13 protein-coding genes are annotated in these 23,528 nt (G+C 41.9%); 4 read left to right on the top strand and 9 right to left on the bottom strand.

Annotated features, from left to right (window positions below; genetic code table 11):
* Positions 1–95: 95 nt before the first annotated feature.
* Positions 96–3,761: a DNA-directed RNA polymerase subunit beta' gene (rpoC, locus tag AB2B49_RS01220; RefSeq protein ID WP_049489471.1), complete on the bottom strand. Its 3,666-nt coding sequence runs from the start codon at positions 3,759–3,761 to the stop codon at positions 96–98.
* Positions 3,762–3,793: 32 nt separating this feature from the next.
* Positions 3,794–7,405, bottom strand: a complete 3,612-nt coding sequence (rpoB, locus tag AB2B49_RS01215) for a DNA-directed RNA polymerase subunit beta (RefSeq protein ID WP_049505421.1) — start codon at positions 7,403–7,405, stop codon at positions 3,794–3,796.
* Positions 7,406–7,846: 441 nt separating this feature from the next.
* Here rpoB and AB2B49_RS01210 point away from each other — a divergent pair, with 441 nt between their 5' ends.
* Entirely contained in the window at positions 7,847–11,563 is a 3,717-nt protein-coding gene (locus AB2B49_RS01210; RefSeq protein WP_049505422.1) for a pullulanase, read from the top strand.
* Between the two features lie 202 nt (positions 11,564–11,765).
* Here the strand turns inward: AB2B49_RS01210 and AB2B49_RS01205 are convergent, their stop codons facing one another.
* From AB2B49_RS01205 to AB2B49_RS01175, 7 genes are read right to left on the bottom strand one after another with little or no spacing between them, the layout of a single operon-like run.
* Complete coding sequence (locus tag AB2B49_RS01205; protein ID WP_049505423.1) at positions 11,766–12,530, bottom strand: amino acid ABC transporter ATP-binding protein; 765 nt, start codon at positions 12,528–12,530, stop codon at positions 11,766–11,768.
* Between the two features lie 9 nt (positions 12,531–12,539).
* Positions 12,540–13,262: an amino acid ABC transporter permease gene (locus tag AB2B49_RS01200; RefSeq protein ID WP_000350561.1), complete on the bottom strand. Its 723-nt coding sequence runs from the start codon at positions 13,260–13,262 to the stop codon at positions 12,540–12,542.
* Between the two features lie 3 nt (positions 13,263–13,265).
* Entirely contained in the window at positions 13,266–13,958 is a 693-nt protein-coding gene (locus AB2B49_RS01195) for an amino acid ABC transporter permease (protein WP_049505424.1), read from the bottom strand.
* A gap of 32 nt (positions 13,959–13,990) precedes the next feature.
* Positions 13,991–14,869 carry a transporter substrate-binding domain-containing protein gene (locus tag AB2B49_RS01190; RefSeq protein WP_049505425.1) on the bottom strand — a complete coding sequence of 293 codons (879 nt, stop codon included), beginning with the start codon at positions 14,867–14,869 and terminating at the stop codon, positions 13,991–13,993.
* 11 nt (positions 14,870–14,880) lie between these two features.
* Complete coding sequence (locus tag AB2B49_RS01185) at positions 14,881–15,879, bottom strand: uroporphyrinogen decarboxylase family protein (RefSeq protein WP_049505426.1); 999 nt, start codon at positions 15,877–15,879, stop codon at positions 14,881–14,883.
* 2 nt (positions 15,880–15,881) lie between these two features.
* Positions 15,882–16,085 carry a hypothetical protein gene (locus tag AB2B49_RS01180; protein ID WP_000837737.1) on the bottom strand — a complete coding sequence of 68 codons (204 nt, stop codon included), beginning with the start codon at positions 16,083–16,085 and terminating at the stop codon, positions 15,882–15,884.
* Between the two features lie 11 nt (positions 16,086–16,096).
* Positions 16,097–17,101, bottom strand: a complete 1,005-nt coding sequence (locus AB2B49_RS01175) for a uroporphyrinogen decarboxylase family protein (protein ID WP_049505427.1) — start codon at positions 17,099–17,101, stop codon at positions 16,097–16,099.
* Between the two features lie 367 nt (positions 17,102–17,468).
* Here AB2B49_RS01175 and AB2B49_RS01170 point away from each other — a divergent pair, with 367 nt between their 5' ends.
* The 3 genes from AB2B49_RS01170 to AB2B49_RS01160 all read left to right on the top strand — a co-directional run bounded on the left by AB2B49_RS01170 (position 17,469) and on the right by AB2B49_RS01160 (position 23,427).
* Positions 17,469–18,326, top strand: a complete 858-nt coding sequence (locus AB2B49_RS01170; RefSeq protein ID WP_049505428.1) for a 5'-nucleotidase, lipoprotein e(P4) family — start codon at positions 17,469–17,471, stop codon at positions 18,324–18,326.
* Positions 18,327–18,763: 437 nt separating this feature from the next.
* Positions 18,764–20,689, top strand: a complete 1,926-nt coding sequence (locus tag AB2B49_RS01165) for a site-specific DNA-methyltransferase (protein WP_049505429.1) — start codon at positions 18,764–18,766, stop codon at positions 20,687–20,689.
* Positions 20,689–23,427, top strand: a complete 2,739-nt coding sequence (locus AB2B49_RS01160; protein WP_049505430.1) for a DEAD/DEAH box helicase family protein — start codon at positions 20,689–20,691, stop codon at positions 23,425–23,427. Before AB2B49_RS01165 ends, AB2B49_RS01160 begins: the two co-directional genes overlap by 1 nt.
* Positions 23,428–23,528 lie beyond the last annotated feature (101 nt).

Here is a 23,528-nt window from a genome sequence, read left to right as displayed (position 1 = left end):
CATTTTAGTTCTTCTATTCTACCATACTTTATGAAAAAGTGGGAAAATTTTTCTGAAATAAAACAAAGAGAACCCAAAGGTTCTCTTGTTTGCTTTTATTCTACTGTTTCTTCAACTTGGATTTCCACAACTTCCTCTACAGGAGCAAGTTCTGCCTCTTCTTGTTCTGGAGCCAGATATTCTGCTTCATTGATAGCTTGTGGTTCAAGGTTACGGTAGCGAGCCATACCAGTACCAGCTGGGATGATCTTACCAATGATAACATTTTCCTTGAGTCCAAGGAGATGATCTTTCTTACCACGGATGGCTGCATCTGTAAGGACACGAGTTGTTTCCTGGAAGGAAGCCGCTGACAAGAAACTATTTGTTTCAAGTGAGGCTTTGGTGATCCCCATAAGAACTGGGCGACCAGTCGCTGGAACTCCACCTGCGATAAGAACATCCTTGTTGGCATCTGTAAAGTCGTTGATGTCCATGAGAGTACCCATAAGAAGGTCTGTGTCACCTGGATCCATGACACGAACTTTACGGATCATTTGACGAACCATTACCTCGATGTGTTTGTCACCGATTTCTACCCCTTGGCTACGGTAAACTTTTTGTACTTCACCGAGAAGGTAAGTTTCAACTGACAAGACATCACGAACAGCAAGGAGACGTTTTGGTTGGATAGAACCTTCTGTCAATGCTGCACCGCGAGAGACTTGGTCTCCAACTTCGACACGCATGCGTGCTGTAAATGGAACCACGTACTCACCTTCGCCAGTTTCACCCTTAACAAAGACTTTCTTGGTACGAGTTGACGCGTCTTCTTCGATAGCTGTAACTTGTCCTTTGACTTCTGTGATGACCGCTTCCCCTTTAGGATTGCGGGCTTCAAAGATTTCTTGGACACGAGGAAGACCCTGAGTGATATCGGTATTTGAGGCAACCCCACCCGTGTGGAAGGTACGCATTGTAAGCTGTGTACCAGGTTCCCCGATAGATTGGGCAGCAATTGTACCAACTGCTTCACCAACTTCAACCGCATCACCAGTCGCCAAGTTGATACCGTAACAGTGACGGCAGACTCCATGACGAGTGTTACATGTAAATACGGAGCGGATAGTAACTTCTTCCACACCAGCATTGACAATTTCACGCGCCTTGTCTTCTGTAATCAACTCATTTGGACCGATGATCACTGCACCAGTTTCTGGATGTTTAACAGTTTTCTTAGTGTAACGACCATTGAGACGCTCTTCGAGAGACTCGATCATCTCTTTTCCTTCTGCGATAGAACGGATCAAGAGACCACGGTCTGTTCCACAGTCGTCCTCACGGATGATAACGTCTTGGGCAACGTCAACCAAACGACGAGTCAAGTAACCTGAGTCGGCTGTCTTAAGGGCCGTATCGGTCATACCTTTACGGGCACCGTGAGTTGAGAAGAACATTTCGAGTACTGACAAACCTTCGCGGAAGTTTGAAAGGATTGGCAATTCCATGATACGTCCGTTCGGAGCGGCCATCAGACCACGCATACCGGCAAGCTGTGAGAAGTTTGAGATGTTACCACGGGCTCCAGAGTCCATCATCATAACGATTGGGTTCTTAGGATCTTGGTTGGCAACCAAACGTTTCTCCAATTTTTCACGGGCTGCACGCCATTCAGCTGTAACAGCGTTGTAGCGCTCGTCGTCTGTGATCATACCACGACGGAATTGTTTGGTGATTTGTTCTACACGTTTGTGTGATTCTTCGATGATTTCAGCCTTGTCTTCAACAACTGGGATATCGGCAATACCCACTGTCAAACCTGCAAGAGTTGAGTGGTGGTATCCGAGATTCTTCATGCGGTCAAGTAGGGCAGAAGTTTCTGTCGTACGGAAACGTTTGAAGATTTCAGCGATGATATTCCCAAGATTTTTCTTCTTGAATGGAGGGTTGAGTTCAAGATTGCGAATAGCTTCCTTGATATCTCCACCTAGTGGCAAGAAGTATTTAGCTGGAACACCTTCTGTTAAGTTGGCATTTGTTGGTTCTTGCAAGTAAGGCAGACCCTCTGGCATGATGTCGTTGAAGAGGATTTTACCAACCGTTGTCAGCAAGACCTTGTGTTTTTGCTCTTCTGTCCATGGTTTGTTAAGGCTGTCTGTTGCAATACCAACACGTGAGTGGAGGTGAACATAACCATTACGGTAAGCCATAACCGCTTCGTCACGGTCTTTGAAGACCATTCCTTCCCCTTCACGACCAGCTTCTTCCATGGTCAAGTAGTAGTTACCCAAAACCATGTCCTGAGATGGAGTAACAACTGGTTTACCATCTTTCGGGTTCAAGATATGCTCAGCAGCCAACATCAAGATACGAGCTTCTGCTTGAGCTTCTTCTGAAAGCGGTACGTGGATGGCCATTTGGTCACCGTCAAAGTCGGCATTGTAGGCTTCACAGACAAGTGGGTGCAAGCGAAGGGCCTTACCGTCAATCAAGACTGGCTCGAAGGCTTGGATACCCAAACGGTGAAGGGTCGGTGCGCGGTTCAAAAGTACTGGGTGTTCTTTGATTACTTCTTCAAGAATATCCCAGATACGTTCGTCTCCACGTTCCACCAAGCGTTTAGCCGCTTTGACGTTCTGCACGATGTCGCGCGCAACGATTTCACGCATCACAAATGGTTTAAAAAGCTCAATCGCCATTTCACGTGGCACACCACATTGGTACATCTTAAGAGTTGGACCAACGGCGATAACGGAACGTCCTGAGAAGTCAACACGTTTACCGAGCAAGTTTTGACGGAAGCGCCCTTGTTTCCCTTTAAGCATGTGGCTCAATGATTTCAGTGGACGGCTACCTGGTCCTGTAATCGGACGACCACGACGACCGTTGTCAATCAAAGCGTCAACCGCTTCTTGAAGCATACGCTTCTCATTTTGAACGATGATACCTGGTGCATTCAACTCAAGCAAACGAGCCAAACGATTGTTACGGTTGATAACACGGCGGTAAAGGTCGTTCAAGTCAGATGAGGCAAATCGGCCACCATCCAACTGCAACATTGGACGAAGATCTGGTGGAATAACCGGAAGGATGTTGAGAATCATCCATTCAGGTTTATTTCCAGACTTGTAAAAGGCATCCAAAACATCCAAACGGCGGATGGCTTTGACACGTTTTTGTCCAGTAGCTGTTTTCAACTCTTCTTTGAGTTCAGCAATTTCTTTTTCAAGATCTACTTGTTTCAAAAGGTCTTGGATGGCTTCGGCACCCATTTTGGCAACGAATGATCCATAGCCATACTCACGCAAGCGCTCACGGTATTCGCGCTCTGTCATGATAGACTTGTGCTCAAGCGGTGTATCCTTAGGATCAATTACCACGTAAGCCGCAAAGTAGATAACTTCCTCGAGGGCACGAGGGCTCATATCAAGGGTCAAGCCCATACGGCTTGGAATCCCCTTGAAATACCAGATGTGAGATACAGGAGCTTTCAACTCGATGTGCCCCATACGCTCACGACGAACTTTTGTACGCGTTACTTCAACCCCACAGCGGTCACAAACAATCCCTCTGTAACGAATGCGTTTGTACTTACCACAAGCACATTCCCAGTCTTTTGTAGGACCAAAGATGACTTCATCAAAGAGTCCTTCACGTTCTGGTTTCAACGTACGGTAATTGATTGTTTCAGGTTTTTTGACTTCTCCATAAGACCATGAACGGACTTTGCTTGGAGAAGCTAGGGTGATTTGCATACTTTTAAAACGATTTACATCAACCACTATTTCTTCCCTTTCTATTCTAAGTGAACTGCTTATTCTTGTTCAGCAGCTTCTTCTGTTGCTTCCGCTTTTGTTGCTTTCTCAGCTTCTTCAGCTTCAAAGGCTGCTTTCGCCTCTTGGGCTGCTTTTTCGCGGGCTTTTTCAAGGTCATCTACGTGGATGACATCTTCGTCCATTCCTTCATCCAAGTCGCGAAGTTCCACTTCTTGGTCATCTTCATCAAGGACACGCATGTCAAGACCAAGAGATTGCAATTCTTTCACAAGAACTCGGAAGGATTCTGGAACACCTGGTTTTGGAATTGGTTTTCCTTTTGTAATGGCTTCATAAGCTTTCAAACGTCCGTTGATATCGTCAGACTTGTAGGTCAAGATTTCTTGAAGGACATTTGACGCACCGTAGGCTTCAAGAGCCCAAACCTCCATCTCACCGAAACGTTGTCCACCAAACTGAGCTTTACCTCCGAGTGGTTGTTGGGTAACGGTTGAGTATGGTCCGACTGAACGAGCGTGCAATTTATCATCAACCATGTGGTGGAGTTTGATCATGTACATAACACCAACTGATACACGGTTGTCAAATGGCTCACCAGTACGTCCATCGTAAAGGATTGTCTTAGCATCGCTGTCCATACCTGCTTCTTTAACAGTTGACCAAAGGTCTTCCGAACTTGCTCCGTCAAAGACTGGTGTTGCGATGTGGATACCAAGAGTACGGGCTGCCATACCAAGGTGGAGTTCCATAACCTGACCGATATTCATACGTGATGGCACCCCAAGTGGGTTCAACATGATATCGACTGGAGTTCCGTCTGGAAGGTAAGGCATGTCTTCTACAGGAACGATACGAGAGACAACCCCTTTGTTTCCGTGACGTCCGGCCATCTTATCTCCGACCTTGATCTTACGTTTTTGAGCGATGTAGACGCGAACCAGCATGTTAACACCTGATTGCAACTCATCACCATTTGCACGTGTAAAGATCTTAACATCACGAACGACACCATCGGCACCGTGAGGTACACGAAGAGAAGTGTCACGCACTTCACGAGACTTATCTCCGAAGATAGCGTGCAAGAGACGTTCTTCAGCTGAAAGGTCTTTCTCACCCTTAGGTGTGACTTTACCTACAAGGATATCTCCTTCTTTAACCTCAGCACCGATACGGATAATACCCATTTCGTCAAGGTCTTTAAGAGCATCTTCCCCAACGTTTGGAATTTCACGAGTAATTTCTTCAGGCCCAAGCTTTGTATCGCGCGTTTCTGATTCATATTCTTCGAGGTGGACAGATGTGTAGACATCGTCTTTGACCAAGCGTTCGCTCATGATAACGGCATCCTCGAAGTTGTAACCTTCCCATGTCATGTAGGCAACGATTGGGTTTTGTCCAAGCGCCATTTCCCCTTTTTCCATAGAAGGTCCGTCAGCGATAAAGTCGCCTTTTTCGACGACATCGCCAACTTTAACAAGCGTGCGTTGGTTGTAAGCAGTACCTGAGTTTGAACGACGGAATTTTTGGATGTGGTAAACGTCCAATGAACCATCTTCGCGGCGTACTTCTACCTTGTCAGCATCTGCGTATGTAACTTTACCATCATACTGAGCAATAACAGCAGCACCAGAGTCATGAGCTGCTTGGTATTCCATACCAGTACCAACGTAAGGTGCTTTTGGATCAATCAAAGGCACAGCCTGACGTTGCATGTTGGCACCCATGAGAGCACGGTTGGAGTCATCGTTTTCCAAGAAAGGAATACATGCAGTCGCAACGGCAACTACCTGTTTTGGTGACACGTCCATGTAGTCAACCACTTCTGCTGGATATTCTTGGTTGACCCCTTGGTGACGTCCCATGACAACTTTCTCAGCAAAAGTACCGTCCTCGTTAAGACGAGAGTTAGCCTGCGCTACAGTAAATTCATCTTCTTCATCGGCTGTCAACCAAACGATTTCATTGGTCACAACACCTGTTTCACGGTCAACCTTACGGTATGGTGTTTGAACAAATCCATACTTATTCAAGTGCCCGTAAGATGACAAGTTATTAATCAAACCGATGTTAGGTCCTTCAGGTGTCTCGATTGGACACATACGACCATAGTGAGTGTAGTGCACGTCACGAACTTCATATCCAGCACGGTCACGAGTCAAACCACCAGGTCCCAAGGCTGACAAACGGCGTTTGTGAGACAACTCAGAAAGCGGGTTGTGTTGGTCCATGAACTGTGACAACTGTGATGAACCAAAGAATTCTTTAACCGCAGCTGTTACAGGACGGATGTTGATGATTTGTTGTGGTGTTAAAACTTCATTGTCCTGAACAGACATACGTTCACGGACATTACGTTCCATACGAGAAAGTCCAAGACGTACTTGGTTAGCAAGCAATTCACCAACCGCACGAATACGACGGTTTCCAAGGTGGTCGATATCATCCACACGTCCGATACCTTCAGCCAAGTTGAGGAAGTAGCTCATCTCTGCAAGGATATCCGCAGGAGTTACAACACGAACCTTGTCGTCTGGATTGGCATTTCCGATGATGGTTACAACACGGTCTGGGTCTGTTGGGGCAACAACCTTGAATTTTTGAAGCACAACTGGTTCTGTCAGAACAGCTGCATCGTTTGGAATATAAACAATCTTGTTCAAGTCGCCATCCAAGTGACTCTCGATACTTTCAATCACGCTACGAGTCATAACGGTACCAGCTTCTACCAAGATTTCACCAGTTTCAGGGTCTACCAATGGCTCCGCAATGGTTTGGTTGAGCAAGCGTGTTTTAACATTGAGTTTTTTATTGATCTTGTAACGACCAACTGCTGCCAAGTCATAGCGACGTGGGTCAAAGAAACGAGCTACAAGCAAGCTACGTGAGCTTTCAGCAGTCTTGGGCTCACCTGGACGAAGGCGTTCGTAGATTTCTTTCAAAGCTTCGTCTGTACGAGAGTCCATTGGATTCTTGTGAATATCTTTTTCAACGGTGTTGCGAACCAATTCGCTATCACCAAAGATATCAAAGATTTCGTCATCACCTGAGAAACCAAGCGCACGAACCAAGGTCGTAAATGGAATCTTACGAGTACGGTCGATACGAGTATAAGCGATGTCTTTTGAGTCGCTTTCAAGTTCCAACCAAGCTCCACGGTTAGGGATAACAGTAGAACCGTAGCCAACTTTACCGTTCTTGTCTACTTTGTCATTAAAGTAAACACCCGGAGAACGGACCAACTGAGAAACGATAATACGTTCACCACCATTGATGATGAAAGTACCCATTTCGGTCATGATTGGGAAATCACCAAAGAAGACTTCTTGGGTCTTGATTTCGCCTGTTTCTTTATTGATCAAGCGGAAGGTCACAAAAATTGGTGCTGAGTAGCTAGCATCGTGGATACGAGCTTCTTCTAGCGTGTATTTTGGTTCCTTGATTTCATAGCCAACAAATTCCAACTCCATTGTGTCTGTGAAGTTTGAAATTGGCAATACATCTTCAAATACTTCCTTCAGACCGTGATCTAGGAAATCTTTGAATGAATCCGTTTGAATTTCAATCAAATTTGGTAAGTCAAGAACTTCTTTGATTCTTGAAAAACTACGACGGGTACGATGTTTCCCGTATTGAACGTCATGTCCTGCCAAGATGATTCTCCTTTGTAAATAAATTCCAAGCCTTGTCAATCAGGCTTTTCTAATCGTCATATGGTTGTAAAACCCCTATCACCGTGTCCCTTTGATGAATTTTCAGAATCTTTAAATCTTTGTTACAAGAACTCAAAAACCTGAAAAAAAGCACAAAAAGAGCAGCTAAATCTGACTTTTTCAGAAGATTTAACTGCTGTGAGCCCTGTCTGGACAATATTTCAGACAAAACCTACGACAAATGATTACTCATATTATACCTTATTGGCCAAGATTTTTCAAGGTTTTTTTACCATTTTTCAAACAATCTTTTCCTATATATTATTTTAAAATTTCAAGAGAATGAAGCATTATATTTTCTCTTAAAAGTTAGGAAAACGCTTGCACTAATGTTTACCTCGTGCTATACTGATAGGGAACAACTACACAAGGAGAATTGTGATGAAAAAGATCCCATCTCAAACTGAGAAAAAAATGATTTACGGTATCCGTTCCTTGAAGAACGGAACTGGTTCTGTCCTTATTGGTGCCAGCATTATCCTGCTTTCTGCTGCAATGCCAACTATTTCGGCTAACGAAAACCTGCCTCAAACTCAGGAAAATACCAGCGCTGTGACCAAGGCCCCTACTGATACTGAAACGAGTCAAACTCAAACGGAAACGCCTATTTCTGAACAAAAGAATGCAAACGCTTCCCTTGATTCTAAAAAAGAAGCTCCAGCTAGGGAAACTACTACAGCGCCAGAAACACCCAAAACAGAAGATGCTACTACAAGCCAGGCTAACAGCAAGGAAGAGAAAGTAGATAACAGCACTGCAACGCCAACTTCAGAACAAAAACCACAAGCTGACACATCCTCTGAAGAACCCATCGCAGACAACCACTTCCGCATCCATGTAAAAAAACTCCCTGAAGAAAACAAAGATTCTCAAGGTCTTTGGACTTGGGACGATGTTGAAAAGCCGTCTGAAAACTGGCCCAATGGAGCCAAGTCCTTCAAGGATGCCAAGCAAGATGACTACGGCTATTACCTAGATGTCAAACTCAAAAATGAGCAAGCCAAGAAAGTCAGCTTCCTCATCAACAATACCAAGGGGGATAACCTGACAGGGGACCGTTCTGTAGAGCGCCTCTCTCCAAAAATGAATGAGGCCTGGCTAGATGAAAACTACAAGGTACACAACTACCGCCCTCAACCAGCAGGAACTGTCCGTGTCAACTATTACCGCACAGATGGCAACTATGACAAAAAATCTCTTTGGTATTGGGGCGATGTCAAAAACCCAAGCAGTGGAGAATGGCCTGACGGTACTGACTTTACCGCAACTGGAAAATATGGACGCTACATTGATATCCCACTCAATGAAGCTGCAAGAGAATTTGGATTTTTATTACTAGACGAAAGCAAGAAAGGCGATGATGTGAAAATCAGAAAAGAAGATTATAAATTCACTGATCTAAAAAATCACAGTCAGATTTTCCTCAAAGATGATGACGAAACCATCTACACCAACCCCTACTATGTACACGATATCCGCATGACTGGTGCCCAACACGTGGCTAAATCTCGTATCGAAAGCAGTTTTTCTACCCTCGTTGGAGCTAAGAAAGACGATATCCTCAAACACTCCAGCATCACTGATTACCAAGGGAATAAAGTAACTATCACAGACGTGGAAGTGGATGAGGCAGGTAAAAAAGTGACCTACATCGGCAACTTCTCTGACACCCAACACCCGTACACTGTCAGCTACAATTCAGACCGCTTTACCACACGTTCAAGCTGGCGCCTCAAGGATGAGTCCTACAGTTACGATGGTCCACTCGGCGCAACTCTAAAAGAAGATGGCAAGCGTGTTGACCTCACCCTCTGGTCTCCAAGTGCTGATAAGGTTTCCGTTGTTATCTATGACAAGAAAGATCCTGAAAAAGTAGTTGGAACTGTCGCCCTTGAAAAAGGAGAAAAAGGAACCTGGAAACAAACTCTGGATGCAAACTCTGGTCTCGGTATCAGCAACTACACTGGCTACTACTACCACTACCAAATCGAGCGCCAAGGTAAAACTGTCCTCGTTCTTGACCCTTATGCCAAATCATTAGCGGCTTGGAACAGTGACCTAGCAAAAACAGATGCCGCTCATAAGGTCGCTAAAGCTGCCTTTGTCGATCCAGCGAAGTTAGGTCCGCAAGACTTGACCTATGGAAAGATTCGTAACTTCAAATCACGTGAAGATGCCGTTATCTATGAAGCTCATGTACGTGACTTCACTTCGGATCCTGCCATCGCAAAAGACTTGACCAAGCCATTTGGTACCTTTGAAGCCTTTATCGAAAAACTGGACTATCTCAAAGACTTGGGTGTGACCCACATCCAGCTTCTTCCAGTCTTGTCTTACTACTTTGTCAATGAATTGAAAAACCATGAACGTTTGTCTGCCTACGCTTCAAGCAACAGCAACTACAACTGGGGATATGACCCTCAAAACTACTTCTCCTTGACTGGTATGTACTCAAGCGATCCTAAGGATCCAGAAAAACGTATCGCAGAATTCAAAAATCTCATCAACGAAATCCACAAACGTGGCATGGGGGCTATCCTGGACGTGGTCTACAACCATACTGCAAATGTTGATATTTTTGAAGATATTGAGCCAAACTACTATCACTTTATGGATGCAGACGGAACTCCACGTACTAGCTTCGGAGGCGGCCGTTTGGGAACTACCCACTACATGTCTAAACGTGTCTTGGTAGACTCCATCAAGTATCTGGTTGAAACCTACAAAGTAGATGGTTTCCGCTTTGATATGATGGGTGACCACGATGCGGCTTCAATCGAAGAAGCTTACAAGGCTGCACGCGCCCTCAATCCAAATCTTATCATGCTAGGTGAAGGCTGGAGAACCTATACTGGTGATGAAAATACGCCTGTACAACCTGCTGACCAAGATTGGATGAAGAAAACAGATACTGTCGCTGTCTTTTCAGACGACATCCGTAACAACCTCAAGTCTGGCTATCCAAACGAAGGTCAACCTGCCTTTATCACAGGTGGCAAACGCGATATCAATACCATCTTTAAAAATCTGATTGCCCAACCAACTAACTTTGAGGCTGACAATCCTGGAGATGTTATCCAGTATATCGCAGCCCATGATAACTTGACCCTCTTTGACATCATTGCCCAGTCTATCAAAAAAGATCCAAGCAAGGCTGAGAACTATGCTGAAATCCATCGTCGTTTGCGACTTGGAAACCTCATGGTCTTGACCGCTCAAGGAACTCCCTTTATCCACTCTGGTCAGGAATATGGACGTACCAAACAATTCCTTGATCCAGCCTATAAGACTCCTGTTCCTGAAGATAAGGTTCCAAACAAGTCTCACTTGTTGCGCGACAAGGACGGCAAGCCATTTGTCTATCCTTACTTTATCCATGACTCTTACGACTCTAGTGATGCTGTCAACAAGTTTGATTGGACCAAAGCTACAGATGGCAAAGCTTATCCTGAAAATGTCAAGAGCCGTAACTACATGAAAGGATTGATCGCCCTTCGTCAATCGACAGATGCCTTCCGACTCAAGAGTCTGCAAGACATCAAAGAGCGCGTCCACCTCATTACTGTCCCAGGCCAAAACGGTGTTGAAAAAGAAGACGTGGTCATCGGCTACCAAATCACTGCTCCAAATGGAGATATCTACGCAGTCTTTGTCAATGCAGATGATAAGGCTCGTGAATTTACTCTAGGAACTGCTTTTGCTCACTTGAGAAAGGCTGAAGTCCTCGCAGATGAAAATCAAGCCGGACCAGTAGGAATCGCTAAACCTCAAGGCCTCGAATGGACTGAAAAAGGCTTAAAATTGAACGCTCTCACTGCTGTCGTTCTCCGCTTATCTCAAGGTGGTGCCATTGTCGCTCCAGCTGTGGAAGAAAAACCAGAATTTGATCTTTCTAGCTTGGAAGTTGAATCAGAACAAGACCAAGCCCAAAACCTAGTAGCAAATCCTGACTCTCAAGAAACTGCTACAGAGACTCTTTCTCAGAAGGTCCTTCCAAACACAGGTACTGAGAACAAATCCCTTCTTGCCCTTGCTGGATTCAGCATCCTTGCCCTTCTCGGACTTGGATGGTTGATAAAAAACAAGAAAGAGAACTGATACTCAATGAAAATCAAAGAGTAAACTAGAAAGCTAGCCACAGGCTGCTCAAAGTACAGCTTTGAGGTTGTAGATAAGGCGAAGCTGACCTAGTTTGAAGAGATTTTCGAAGAGTATAACCTAGCCCTCCTATAGAGAAAACACCCCATGGTCAGAAGAATCTTCTAGTCATGGGGTGTTGTTTTTATGATATACTTAGCTATCAAATCATATATTCTACACTATAGGTGGCATCTGATAAGATACGAGCCAGGAACTGCTTGGTTCGTTCTTCTTGTGGACGACTAAAGAAATCGTGGGGATTGTTCTCCTCTACGATACGGCCTCCATCCATGAAAACAACGTGGTTAGCGACATCCCTAGCAAATCCCATTTCATGCGTGACGACCACCATGGTCACACCTTCTCCCGCCAACTGTTTCAGAACATCCAAAACATCTCCAACTAACTCAGGGTCTAGTGCCGATGTTGGTTCATCTAGCAAAATGACCTCGGGCTTGACGGCAATGGCACGCGCAATTCCTATTCGTTGTTGTTGTCCTCCAGATAGTTGTGAAGGGTAGTAGTCTTTGTAGGCTAGTAAACCAACTTTTTCCAAGGCAGATTCTGCACGTTTGAGCGCTTCTTCCTTGGGAACTTTACGAGCGACGATTAGACCTTCTAGAATATTTTCCAGAGCAGTTTTATTTGCAAAAAGATTGTAGTGTTGGAAAACAAAGGCTGTTTTTTGGCGAATTTCTAGAATGTCTTTCTTGCTTAATTTGGCCAAGTCATAAGTTTTTCCAGCCAAGGTCAAACGGCCACTGTCAGCTTTTTCTAAGTGGTTGAGACAACGGAGAAAGGTCGTTTTCCCCGAACCTGATGGTCCTAAGATAACGACGACATCCCCTTGGTTAACCTGAAGATTGACATCCTCCAGCACCTGCCTCTCTCCAAATGTTTTTGCGATATGTTCTACTTGTAACATCCTGTCCTCCTATACAAAACGCGCGCTAGATGCTTTTGCACTTTTTTCTTTTTTCACATAGCCTTTTTCCAATAGGGAGAAGCCCCACTGAATCAAACCACAGATCAAAATATACTGCAAAAAGATCACAAAATAAGACTCAAAATACTGGTAACCGTAGGACGCTTCTACACGAGCAATAGCGGTGATGTCCTTGATGGTCATGACAAAGACCAGGGAGGTCCCTTTGACGATATTGATCACCAGATTGGCTAAGTTAGGCAAGGCTGAGCGCAAGGCTTGAGGAAAAACAATCCTTAGATAGGCCTGGGGCGTAGTCAAGCCAATCGCATGCGCTGCCTCTAGTTGTCCCTTGTCCACCGTCAAGATAGCTGAACGCAAAATCTCCGACAAACTCCCGACTGTCATCAAACTATAAATGATAAAGGCATAATAGAGAGGATCAAGTTTGAAAATATCAAAGTCACTTCCTATGCTTTTGAGAAATTGATTCAGCAGGCTTGGAAACAAACTATAAAAGAAGAGAATCAATAAAATCGGAGGAGTCGCTCGGATAAACGCCAGATAGACCAAGGAAAAACTCCTAACCCCTCGAACCTTGTAAATCTGCCCCAAGGCTAAAAATAGAGCCGGTAAAAAACTTAAGACCATAGCCACAATCATGATAATCAAGGTGATTGGCACACCCTTCAAGGTCTCCAGAAAGGTCTTTACAATATAGTCTATATCCATTTCTTACCTCCCTTTTGTTTCCAAAGACTTCTCAAGCAAACGACTCAAGCCAGAAATAACCAGGGCAATCCCCCAGTAAAGAAGTGCGACTGCCGTATAGGTTTCCAGAGAGTAGTTCCCTAAATTGCGACTGATCAAGAGATTCCCCGCTCCCATAACATCAACGAAACCAATCGTATAAGCCAAGGCAGCATCTCGCATGAGATTGAGAATAGCGGTTGTTATATTGGGAAGAGCAACTTGAAAAGCTTGGGGAAAAATGATTCTCCAAAAAGTCTGACTTGGAGTCAAACCAATACTAAGCCCGGCCTCTGTCTGCCCCTTTGGAATAGCTTGATAGCTCGCCTTGAAAACCTCGGCAACAATAGCGGCAAACAAGAGAATCATCGTCAGGAGAACAAAAATAGTTTTAGACCAGTTGTTGATATCCAAACCAAGCCACCATTTCAGAAATTCTGGCAAGCCATAAAAGACTAGAAAAAGCAAGACAATCGGTGGTGTACAACGAAGGGTAAAGATATAGCCTTTGGAAATCGCTGCAAAACTCTTGTCTTCTCCTACTTGTGCCCAGGCCAAGAGACCTCCAAAAAGGGACCCAAGAAGAGTGGTAAAAAAGAGAATGGACAAGGTCATAGGAAGTGCCTGCCATAAGGTCGGTAAAAACTGAAAGACCTTGGAAAAATCATAAGAAACCATGCAAAACCCTTTCTAGTCTTGGAATTTCTGGCCTAGTCTTTGTCTACATAACTAAAGACATCTTCTTTAAAGTATTGCTGAGATAGCTTAGCAAGCGTGCCATCTTCTTTCAACTCTTTGATTGCTTTTTCGTATTCTTTAGCGAATTTCTCACCCTTTTCATCACGGTGAATCAAGGGATAAGTTGGAATGCCCTTGTATGGGAACCAGCTGAGTTTATCCGCATATTGGTGGTAAGGGCCATCTTCTGCGGTAACTGCTTTTTCAAAGGACAGTTTGATATCAAAGAAGGCGTCATAACGTCCTTCTAAGACCCAGGCATAGGCATCTGCCACTTTAAAGGATTCAGCTGCTGTTAGCTCAATCGGTGCATCCTGATGTTTTTCATTGTAGCTGGTGATAACATTCCATTGAGCATTCTGTGGAGAGATGGGAACCAATTTCCCTTTATTCTTAGCAAAGTCATCAATGGTTTTGTATTTCTGTTCATCTTCTTTTCTGACAGTAAATCCGATGATGCTCGCTCCGACTGGTTCAGATGGAATGACAAACTTTTTAGCTCGTTCATCTGTGTACCAAGCTCCCTTGGTTCCGATGTCATACTTGCCTGATTCCAGACCAATCAAGAGGTCGTCATCACTGGTGCCCGTATATTCAAATTGATAGTTTGCCAACTTCTCATCAACAGCCTTCAAAACAGCTACCTCATAACCATCTGATTCCCCTTTTTCATTGACAAAGTCATAAGGTACATAGTTTTGTGTATGGGCAACCTTCAAGGTTATAACTTCAGCAGACGAAGCCGTTTCTCCATCCTTGGCTGGAGCACCAGCTAAACTTCTTCCGATAATCGTTGCCCCAATTACTGCAACAACTGCTACACCACCGATAATCCATGCTTTTTTACTCATCTTTTTCTCCTTTAGTTTTCAAGCGCTTCTCTCACCCACTGGATACGTTCAACTGCGATATCACTTGGAATGGTACAATCCGCTCCAAGTATCAAGCCCTGTTCCCCAGCTTCTGCAACTAGTTTCTTTGCCTCAGCCTGAATGGCATCCTTGCTACCAGTATACAGCAAGCCTGTCTTACCATTTTCGAATCCTCCAAGAACCGTACGTCCCTTGAAAATCTCACGACCTTCCTTGAGAGTGATTCCCTCTGGTCCTACAGCCCAGTTAAAGACTTGGGCTGGATAGTCTGCAAAAAGGTGAATATCATTTCGCGCTCCCTCGTAGCCACAGATATGAAGAACTGTGACGCCACCAACAGCACTAGCTGCTTCCAGAACCGTTATCTCGCTAGGGGCAATGACGGCTTGATAATCTGCTGCCGACACTCGTTGATCTTGGATACTCTGCACGCTGAGGTAGATTCCGTCAGCACCAGCCTCTTCGATGACAGCTCGACTGAGACTCGCAATATCTTCTGCAATCACATCCAACACCTTCTTAAGGGCTTCAGGATCTTCCACCAGAAAGTCCGCGATAAGGTCATCGCCAGCAGATACTTCCCCTAGTAGCCACTTGAGATAGGTCACAGGAGCAAAAATATTGTAAATCGCAACGATATCTTCTGTAAATTCTTGCTTGATTTTCTTAACCAAGTCCACCTGCTCTTTTATCCAAGCGTGATCTGGTCCGAGTGGTTGAATGGTCGCCAATTCTTGAAGTGATTTTCCTTTGGCAATCGCTGGATTTGGATAAGCAAAGTACCCATCACTCATGAGTTTGATAAAGTCCGGCTGAACTTCTCGGATAAAGCGCTTATGGCCCTCGATATTCTTCTCGATAATGACTGGATTTGAGAAACCTTGTAGCCATTCGTCTTCGGATGTGAAATGGTGCCAAAAGCCAACTGGCACACGATCAACCTTTTCACCTCTAAATGCTTTTAAAACCCATTCTTTTTTTTCTGACATTCTTATTCTCCATTTCTTACTTTTTCAACTAATAAACTGCTTGCGATATCATTCGAGCGTAGAAAGGGGAGACTGGACTTGGAAAAATCCTGAACTCCACGACATCTCTCTCCATTTTTGCAGTGCCCATTTTTTACGACGCTTATGGCAACCAAGGCCAGCAAACCGACAACTGCAATGAAGATGCCCCATCTTTTACTTTTCATAGCTCCTCCTTTTAGAGAACAGCTGCCTGCCGAATCCAGTCCAACCTCTCTAAGTCAAAGTCATCTGGAACAGTACAGTCAGCTCCCAGAAGAACTCCTTTACTACCCGCTTCAGCCAGCAACCGCCTTGTTTCATTTTGCAATTCTGCCTTGGAACCTTGATAAAGCAAACTTTTCTTGCCATTTTCAAATCCACCTAAAACGGCTTTATCTCGGAACAACTCTTGACCCTGTGTCAAACTAACATCCTCATGGTGGGTCGCCCAGTTGACCACTTGAGCTGGATAGTCCTTAAATATCGTCACATCATTGCTCGCACCTTCAAAACCACAGATATGGAGGATATTGGTCCCACCCACCTGATTAGCTGCTTCCAAAATCGCTATATTGCTCGGTGCGATATAGGTTTGGTAGAGTGCTGGTGTGATGCGCTCATCTTGAATTTCCTGGGTGCTGAGATAAATCCCATCAACTCCACCTTGCTGGATGATTTTCTGAGTTAGGATAGCAATATCTCCTGCAATCACATCCAGAATAGATCTGAATTGCTCAGGATTTTCAAGCAATAGATCAGCCACTTCCTTATCACCTCGCGAAGTTTCTGTACGGAACCAGCGCTTGAGGTAAGAGATCGGTGAAAAGATATTGTAGAAAGAAGCAATCTCTTCTGTAAAGGTCTCTCGAATCGCTTGTACCACTTCCACCTGTTGCTGAATCCATGGGTGTTCCTCACCAATTGACTCAATAGAAGACAGCTCCTGAATGCTTGTAACCTTAGGACTATAGACATTACTTGGATAAAGGAAAAAACCGTCGCTCATAATTTTGACAAAATCAGGGCGAATCCTTTCCACATAGTTGCGATGCCCATCAACACTTTTTTGAAAGATACGTGGATTATTTAATCCCTGTCCCTTTTCTTCGAGTGTTACAAAATGAAACCAAAATCCCACAGGAACTCTTTCCACTTCATCGCCTCGAATCGCTCTAAAGACTAGATCTCTTTTACTTGCCATACCTTTCTCCTTCCATTTGGATTGAAACCATCTTACCACTCCTTTTCCCCTTTTCCCAATATATATTGACTATCAACTCAATTGGAAATTTTTATATCTATAAAGAAAAAAATCCCTGAAAAGCTTGATATTACTAGCCTTTCAAAGATTCATTTTATTTTCATCTATTTTTCAAAAAGGAGCTGATATAGATTTTCTATCAAGCCGATTGGATTTTTTTATATCCATCTTCATTCCAAAATTAAGTATATAATTTTATCCTAATACCAAATTACTACTGAAAAATTTATTTTCTCTCGATATTCCCTTGCACAAATCCTGTGAAAACGCTACAATATTAGTAGACTATTATTAGGAGGATGGGATTATGAAAATATCCAAAGTTACCATTACAATTGCTTCTACACTTGCTTCCGTCATTTTACTGACTGGCTGTGGCACAAATTCGGCAAATTCACAGACAACACAAAGTAGTACATCTGATAATCAGGTTACAATGACCTATGATCAGTTGCGTTCAAGAGAAAATACTATGTCAACTCTTTGGTATCAAAAAGCAGCTGAAACCAAGGCACTCTATCTACAAGGCTATAATGTCGCTACTAATCGTTTGAAAGAACTACTAAAAACACAGACAGATAAACCCTACTCTATCGTTTTGGACTTGGACGAAACCGTATTAGACAATAGCCCTTATCAAGCGCAAAATGTCAAAGATGGAACAGCATTTACCCCAGAAAACTGGGATGTCTGGGTAAAAAAAGCCGCAGCCAAGGCTGTACCAGGTGCTAAAGACTTTCTCCAATTTGCAGACCAAAACGGTGTCCAAATTTACTATGTATCTGACCGCACGATAGATCAGGTAGATGATACGATCAAAAACCTAGAAAATGAAGGAATTCCTGTACAAAGCCGCGATCATCTCATGTTCTTAGAAAAAGGCGTCAAATCTAAAGAAGGTCGTAGACAAGCAGTCCAAGAAAAAACCAACTTAGTCATGCTATTAGGAGACAATCTTGTGGACTTTGCAGAGTTTTCAAAGACCTCTGAAACTGAGCGCAACCAAAAATTAGAGGAATTACAAAAAGAGTTTGGTGAGAAATTCATCATTTTCCCTAACCCAATGTACGGATCATGGGAAAGCACTGTTTACAATGGTAATAAATTGGATGCCAAGGGTCAAACTGAAGAGCGCCAAAAAAACTTACAAGGTTTTGACAAATAAAATAAGAGAGCTATCTACCAGTTTACACCAACTATAAGATATCGTATTTGCGAGAATATCAAAAAAAGACGATTTCCAAGCGGAGATCGTCTTTTAATAGGACAGACTTCTCCAATTCAAAATGTACTTCATTTAGTATAGATGTAGCCATAAATCATATTTTCTAAGTGGTTTATACATGACTATCCGTCAGGGAAAGCAAATATGCAAAATTTAGAAATTTTGATATAATAGAACTATCAAAAAGTAAAGGAATGATTGGTATGAAAGCAATCACAGCTCACAGCTCACAGCTCACAGCTCACAGCTCACAGCTCACAGCTCACAGCTCACGCTGATTATGTAATCAAGCGTATTTTTTGTCAAGCCCTAAAACAGACTTTTTCACATTTTTGTGAGAAGGTCTTTTCTGTTGTGTATGAAAGTGAGGGACTTGCATGAGTCAGGCATTCGAAACAGCGATTCAACAAGCCCTGCGAGAGGTGGTAGAAAGCTTTGATGAACAGTATGTAGCTGAGGGACTATTAAAAAAAGACGCTATTATAGTAGATTTAGATAATTATAAACCTGAGTTGGTTGAAAAGATTTTGACAAATGCAATTCTAAATGAAGCATTTACCGAGGATATTGCTGGTGCGACAATTTTGAAAATCAATGATATCATTCAAATGCTTGAAGTTGATGAATATTGGTCAAACTCTTACACGCGTTACACCAACAAAATCGGGTTAGCGACAAATAATCACTATTTAGATGAAACAATAGACGTTGTCCTAAATTTCCCCTACAAAGATGGTATCTTAAAAGCTGGTATGACTAAAGATGATGTTTCGAGGGAAGATGCTGAAGAATCGTTTTTAAATGAGATAGTTGCTCGTGAGGAGATTGATGTCCTCCTTGATGAAAAGATTTTTAAAAATGCTAAGAAATATGACAAAAATGGCTCTTCTCCTGTATCAGAAATCAAGGATACGGATAACCTGATTATCAAGGGAAACAACCTGTTAGCACTCCACAGTTTGAAAAAACGATTTAGTGGAAAAATTAAAACAGTTTTTATTGACCCACCTTACTACTTCCTGAAAACTAAACCGACAGATACGTTTACCTATAATTCTAATTTTAGTTTATCCAGCTGGTTAACCTTCTTAAAGAACAGGCTATCAATCGCTTATCAGCTTTTATCGTATGATGGTTTACTTTTTTTAAGCATGAGTGATGAAGGAACTCACTATCTTAAAGTCATGATGGATGAGATTTTTGGAATTGAAAACTTTATTGCCGATGTTACTTGGGAAGCTAGAAGTTCAGTTTCAAGTGATGGTTTGTTTTCAATGAACAGTAATCATATTTTGGTCTATGCTAAAAATAAAGACGCCATTGATAAAAATGATTTTAGGTTAGCTCTTGATATTGAAACATTTAAGTATGATGATAATGATGGACGAGGTCCATATAGGCTTGAACCATTCGATGCTCCAAATATCCGAAAAAATCTTCAATATGAAATAACCAATCCCAATACCAGAGATATCTACATACCTCCAAAAGGACGATGCTGGAGAACTACAAAAGAGAATTATGAAAGATGGTTGGCTGACAATCGTATTCGATTTGGTGCCAACGGAACATCAAAACCACAACTTAAAGCCTATTATTCAGAAGTAAAAATGGCAGGTAAAGGTAAGGCAAGTAGTTCAATTTGGACAATTCAGCCTAATAGTATTACTTGGAGAGAAACCAATACAAATACTTCTGCAACAAAGCACCAACAGGAGTTATTTGGAGAAGAAGTATTTACTAATCCAAAACCAGAAGAGTTAATTAAACGCGTCTTAGAACTATCTACAAATGAAGGTGATCTTGTCCTCGATTTCTTTATGGGTTCGGGAACTACTGCAGCAGTTGCTCACAAGATGAATCGTCAGTACATCGGTATTGAACAAATGGATTATATTGAAACCGTTTCTATAGAAAGATTAAAGAAAGTTATTGATGGAGAACAAGGTGGCATTTCTCAAGATGTTGCTTGGTCTGGCGATGGTTCATTCATTTATGCTGAATTAATGGACAAAAATGCAACCTTTATTAATGCTGTCCTTAACTCTAAAAATTCTGAGGAATTAAAAGCTATCTTTGATAACTTGAAATCTACACTTGATTTTGATTTTAGAGTGGATTTACAAGAAGTTGACCAATCTATCTGGGATGAAGATTTTGAAATGCAGAAAAAAATTCTTGTGAAAATTATTGACAAAAACCAGCTCTATCACAACTACTCCGAAATTGATGATGAAACCATTAAATCGCAATTATCTCAATCAGATTATGATTTCAATAAGAGTTTTTATGGGGAGAAATGATGGTTAGAAAAGCAAAGAAAAAAGAACTGATCTTTGAACTCTTCGATGAATTGAAACAGCTGGATATGGATATTTTGAACGAACAGCATGGTTGGGAATTACCACAGTATATTGTAGAAAATCTCAAGCATGAACCACGTTCTTATCAAAGTGAAGCTATTCGCTATTTTCACTACACTCAAGCATCAGATACTTTCACGTTTCGAAAGCCAAGACAACTCATGTTCAATATGGCAACTGGTTCAGGAAAGACTGATTTGATGGCTGGCTTAATCCTCTATCTCTATAAAGAAAAAGGGTATCAAAATTTTCTGTTTACAGTGAATACAAATGGTGTTCTGAGTAAGACCATTGATAATCTAACGAATGCTCAATCTACGAAGTTTCTTTTCAATTCCAACTTAGAAATTGATGGGGAACATATCTTTATCAACCAGATTTCAGGAAGATTTCCAGATTTTCCTAATAAAAATGTAATTAATATTAAGTTTGTTTCAATTCAAACATTGACAAATGACCTTTTCACACAAGCAGAAAATATCATGTCATTAACAGATTACCAGAAGACAAAAATGGTTATTCTGGCGGATGAAGCCCATCACTATTCTGCTTCTACGAAAAAGAAAAATAAAGCAGAATTGGAAAAAGTCTCATGGGAAAAAAGCCTACTTGATCTCCTTCACGCACATGCTGATAATCTCTTGCTAGAATTTACCGCAACACTTGATTTTGACGATGAGACCATTTATCAAAAATATCGAGATAAGATTATTTACCGTTATACCTTGGATTCATACATAAAAGAGCGATATTCAAAAAATGTAAGACGCATTCAGACGGGAAATTCCAATGAAGATAATATGCTTAGTACTGTTCTTCTGAGTGAATATCGTCGCAAATTTGCTCTAGAAAAATTTGGAATTGAGATAAAACCAGTCATTCTTTTCAAATCGCATAAAATCGATGCTTCCTATGAAGCAAATAATCTATTCAATGAGATGATTGATAGTCTGACCGTGGAAAGTTTAAGGTCGTTCCTTATTTCACAATTGAAAAGTGTATCAGAAGAGCAAAGCCATACCCTACAGCTAGCTTATCAGTATTATCTCGAAAAGGATGATCTTTCAACTGTTGTACGAGAACTTAAGCGTGGTTTTTCACCAGCTAGAATTCTAAATGCAAATGATTCAGACAGTAGTTCAAAAGGGTTGCTAGAAACAGGACAGTATCAAGCCCTCAATTCGCTTGAATCGCCCAATAATCTGTATCGTGTAGTCTTTGCAGTAGCAAAATTAACAGAAGGTTGGGATGCCCTCAATCTTTACGATATCGTTCGTATTAGCAACTTGGGGAAAATGAATGATAAAAGAGATGCTAAATCAACCAATTCCGAGGCTCAGTTGATCGGACGTGGGGCGCGATACAATCCTTTCTCCTTAAATCAAAAGATTTCTTACCAAAGACGATTTGATGAATCAGATGAAACAGCAAGTCTTTTGTTGGAAACACTACACTACCATACCCTTAATGAACCGCAATACATCAAGAATTTGATGGCATCACTTGACAAGATGAATCTTGCGACTGGGACTGATGAAAAAAATCCTCCGATTGAAATCAAACTGAAACCCTCTTTTAAGAAAACCCAAATCTTTAAAACAGGTAAGCTTTACTATAATGAAACTGAGGAAATTCCTGACAGTCACTATGTGAATTTACGTGCATATGGTATTGAAATTTCTAAGCTAGCCAATGTAACCTATTTTAAATCCACCTATGAAATAGCTTACCTTTCAGCTGAAGCAATAGAGTTAAAAACGTCCCAATTGAGGAGAATTGATATTCGTTACTTTAAAAAATCAATTAGTCGCTCTAATTTTTTCCGTTTTGAAAATCTGAAAAAATATCTTCCAAATCTCAAGTCTATGGATGAGTTTTGGGGTGAAAATTGGCTAGATTTGCAAAATCTTACACTCTCTGTCACAACAGAAAAAGAAACCATTGTAGAAGATTTTTCCGCTATGGAAAAACTGAAAATTGTTGATAACTTTTTTAACCTACTGGCTGCCCAAATAAAGGCAGGTTATCGTAAAGCTAGAGGTACGAATCGTTTTGTTGGATATCCTATTGAAGAATATCTCGTTGATTATCGCAAACGAATACCTAATTATGATACAGCTAAACAGAGTGGCTCCTTAATCGAACAAAAAGTAACTAATATTAGTTTTGAAAAATTTGACTTTTTTGCTTACCAATCTGCTATAATCAATAGAAATGAGGAAAATCTAGTTAATGCTATCGCCAATCACATTGATGAACTAAGAGAACAATACGGTGATGTTTTCCTCATTCGGATGGACGAAAACATGCTAAAGGGGACAGATAAAGTTGAACAATTGAAATTGCACCAATTTGAGGAGAACCCACGGGTAATCAATTTTTCAGGATTTCAGCCAGACTTTATCCTACTTCTTCAAAATAAGGATTACTATCTTCAAATCTTCATTGAACCCAAAGGTGAACAATTGGCAGAAAAAGATAGATGGAAGGAGGAACTTCTTTCATACATCAATGACCATCAAGAAGATTTGGTTTTCGAGGATGAAGTTGATGGAGTTATCATCAAAGGACTTAAATTCTATAATCAAGAAAATAGTAAACAAACACTCAATCAATTAGCACAGGTAGCTCTTGAAAAACCACATTTTGGTGGAAATATTAGGCTGGATTTATTCTAAGTATCAAAAAGACGATTTCCAAGCGGAAATCGTCTTTTTTACTATTTTATCTTGTACTTGATATAAAATAGTATATATTCCACTGGATAGTATGCTCTATC

Origin of the sequence: Streptococcus jiangnanensis, from assembly GCF_040888325.1 — a bacterium.
GTDB classification, from domain to species: domain Bacteria; phylum Bacillota; class Bacilli; order Lactobacillales; family Streptococcaceae; genus Streptococcus; species Streptococcus jiangnanensis.
This window is presented reverse-complemented; position numbering and strand designations above follow the sequence as displayed.

What these genes read in the sequence shown, in the direction of transcription:
- AB2B49_RS01210 (WP_049505422.1), top strand. Translation starts at nt 7,847, where the DNA reads ATGAAAAAGATCCCATCTCAAACTGAGAAAAAAATGATTTACGGTATC.
- AB2B49_RS01205 (WP_049505423.1), bottom strand. Translation starts at nt 12,530, where the DNA reads ATGTTACAAGTAGAACATATCGCAAAAACATTTGGAGAGAGGCAGGTG.
- AB2B49_RS01200 (WP_000350561.1), bottom strand. Translation starts at nt 13,262, where the DNA reads ATGGATATAGACTATATTGTAAAGACCTTTCTGGAGACCTTGAAGGGT.
- AB2B49_RS01195 (WP_049505424.1), bottom strand. Translation starts at nt 13,958, where the DNA reads ATGGTTTCTTATGATTTTTCCAAGGTCTTTCAGTTTTTACCGACCTTA.
- AB2B49_RS01190 (WP_049505425.1), bottom strand. Translation starts at nt 14,869, where the DNA reads ATGAGTAAAAAAGCATGGATTATCGGTGGTGTAGCAGTTGTTGCAGTA.
- AB2B49_RS01185 (WP_049505426.1), bottom strand. Translation starts at nt 15,879, where the DNA reads ATGTCAGAAAAAAAAGAATGGGTTTTAAAAGCATTTAGAGGTGAAAAG.
- AB2B49_RS01180 (WP_000837737.1), bottom strand. Translation starts at nt 16,085, where the DNA reads ATGAAAAGTAAAAGATGGGGCATCTTCATTGCAGTTGTCGGTTTGCTG.
- AB2B49_RS01175 (WP_049505427.1), bottom strand. Translation starts at nt 17,101, where the DNA reads ATGGCAAGTAAAAGAGATCTAGTCTTTAGAGCGATTCGAGGCGATGAA.
- AB2B49_RS01170 (WP_049505428.1), top strand. Translation starts at nt 17,469, where the DNA reads ATGAAAATATCCAAAGTTACCATTACAATTGCTTCTACACTTGCTTCC.
- AB2B49_RS01165 (WP_049505429.1), top strand. Translation starts at nt 18,764, where the DNA reads ATGAGTCAGGCATTCGAAACAGCGATTCAACAAGCCCTGCGAGAGGTG.
- AB2B49_RS01160 (WP_049505430.1), top strand. Translation starts at nt 20,689, where the DNA reads ATGGTTAGAAAAGCAAAGAAAAAAGAACTGATCTTTGAACTCTTCGAT.